The following is a 2198-nucleotide window of genomic DNA, read 5'->3' as shown; positions in this document are numbered from 1 at the left end:
ACCGTAAGAATCCGCTCCACCAACCTCCAATTCCAATTGTGGACGCGGATTGAGTTGCCGCAGCAGCGTTAATGCCCCTGCTTCTTCAATCTGCCAGCATTCACCCACCGAAACCGGTTCCTGTGGCAAAAACGCTTGAAAAACAGAGGCTGCATACTGCTCCTCCGGTTCAGCAGCCCGCAGATTCGCCAATTCGTCCCAATCCACGTGATAGTTACGTTGGGTGTATTCAATCGGTGCAATGACACCTGTGACGGACACTTCTGCATCATCATCAAGCTTAAGTGCAATTTTATTGTTGAAAGTTTTCACTTTTCGGTATGAACTTCCTTTTCGGTATAGGATACCATTGCAATTAGAAAGAGGCAATGATTCGGTTATACACGTTTTTGGATGCACTTTTGCCAGTTATGTAGTATTTATAAAGCACTGCAAATGCTTCATTGGTTTGGGATTTTTCCGCATTATTTTTCGCTCTTTTCTGCTGGCTCTACAGAAATTCTTGCGTGAAAAGCGTTGATGCTTCCTTTCTCATTAGATGCCCATCCCAGAGCGACTAATTTAAAGATTTGCCCACACTCAAAATGATGTGTCATTTGTCCCGTTTCATTGGGACCCAACCAACCTGTGTCGTGCGATTCCTCAAGAAGGATTCCTTCGGGACGTTTGTAATAAGGATCAAAGGTAAGTCTGTGATCAGCATCGAGCAGATGAAAGGACCCGTACGCCTTTTCATCACCTACTTCAACATCAATAACGAGTGTGCCGCTTCTTTCAAACGCAGTGGTGTCAATCACGACAACCGTGTAGTCTTGATGTCCATATTCTGGGGTGCGAACAACGTCCAATATCCGTTGCGAGGGTTGCTCGGGTGTGAGAATGGTGTTCCCGAATCCGGGGAGTTTTCCTGCTAAGGAATCCGCGAGAAATCTTTACGTCTGTTGTTACCAAGGTAGTCATTGACTGCTACATGTCCTATCGCTTCAAGTTCAGGAGATATAACCCATGCATCTACTGGACCTCGCCGCCATTTGTTACGAATGATTGTGTGTGCCAACGGAGATAGTCCGTCAAACCCTACAGTATGGTGCATGCGCCGCAGATCAATATTGCGTATCCACGTATTGATGAAATTTTCGTTCAGAAATTTGATAATCCGTTCATCAGAGAGGACAACTGCCCTCAGGCTTTTGCCACTCCCTCAGCACCATCTATTGAAATGGCATGGATCGGTTTCTGTTGTGCTTGCGATATTTCTAATGCCTTTTCCAACGACACCCAGTTGATTTGCTGCGACTTGTAGAAGCATTGTATCAGTGTGTGTTCAGCCGCTTCTCGCGTGATTGATGTTGTAAACTCGGTTTCCTGAAGAACATCTCGCGTTCCGCCATGAAGCTCAATTTGCGGACAAACGCCACCAGCGGTACTAAAACCTGAGTCACCTTTGTGTTTTTTCCAGTTGACATCAAACCATGTCCCTTCAGGAACGCGCATCTGAAAAAACAGTATACTCTTTTTAATACGGTCAATAACGAGATGTCCTGCCAACTGAGAAGGTGTGAACCAACCGTCAGTTAAGGCAAATGCCGCATGGATCCGAAACACAATGTCAGCAAATTCATCGTTATAAGCGCGTAGACATGCCCATAAACCACGGGAATCTCCTGCATCAATGTGCATATCCAGATTCGGATTGGGCTGTAACTGGCTCAGCAAGACACGCGCGCCTTGGTCGTCAATCTGCCAAGAGTCCCCAACGGAGACAGGGTTATTTGGGAGAAACGCCCGGAAAACCGAAGTAGGATATCCTTTTTCTGGTTCAGCAACGCGCAAATTTGCCAACGCATCCCATTCTTCATGGAAGTTGGGATCCATGTGCTCAATCAGCGCGATGAAACCTTTGAGGGAGACTTCTGAGGCACTCTCCAGATTGAGATTGATTTTATTGTCGAAAGTTTCCATTTTTACCTATCTTGCGTCGTTCTTGGAATGATATCGTGAACACCGCCTTCACGGATGCTCGCTGAAGAGACTAACACGAACCTGGCTTTTTGACGAAATTCCGGTAGGGATACCGCTCCACAATTGCACATAAGCGATCGGATTTTTGCGAGGGTCGTTTTCAAACTATCGTTCATCTTTCCTGCATAAGGCACATAAGCATCGGCACCCTCCTCGAACAATAATTCTGGACCGCC

Annotated in this window: 4 protein-coding genes and 1 pseudogene (1 of these 5 cut by a window edge); all 5 read right to left on the bottom strand. The window is 46.3% G+C overall.

From position 1 onward, the window contains the following. A partial coding sequence (locus J4G07_16670; GenBank protein MCE2415620.1) for a hypothetical protein occupies window positions 1–312 on the bottom strand: 312 nt, incomplete at its 3' end. Between the two features lie 152 nt (window positions 313–464). After that, window positions 465–848: a hypothetical protein gene (locus J4G07_16665; protein ID MCE2415619.1), complete on the bottom strand. Its 384-nt coding sequence runs from the start codon at window positions 846–848 to the stop codon at window positions 465–467. 62 nt (window positions 849–910) lie between these two features. Next, complete coding sequence (locus J4G07_16660; protein ID MCE2415618.1) at window positions 911–1057, bottom strand: hypothetical protein; 147 nt, start codon at window positions 1055–1057, stop codon at window positions 911–913. Window positions 1058–1182: 125 nt separating this feature from the next. After that, window positions 1183–1962, bottom strand: coding sequence for a hypothetical protein (locus J4G07_16655; protein ID MCE2415617.1), 780 nt, complete (start codon window positions 1960–1962; stop codon window positions 1183–1185). A 2-nt stretch (window positions 1963–1964) separates the two neighbouring features. Further along, window positions 1965–2198, bottom strand: a pseudogene (locus J4G07_16650) (IMP dehydrogenase); it runs 1238 nt beyond the window's last position.

The sequence above is a fragment of the Candidatus Poribacteria bacterium genome (assembly GCA_021295715.1).
Lineage (GTDB): Bacteria > Poribacteria > WGA-4E > WGA-4E > WGA-3G > WGA-3G.
This window is presented reverse-complemented; position numbering and strand designations above follow the sequence as displayed.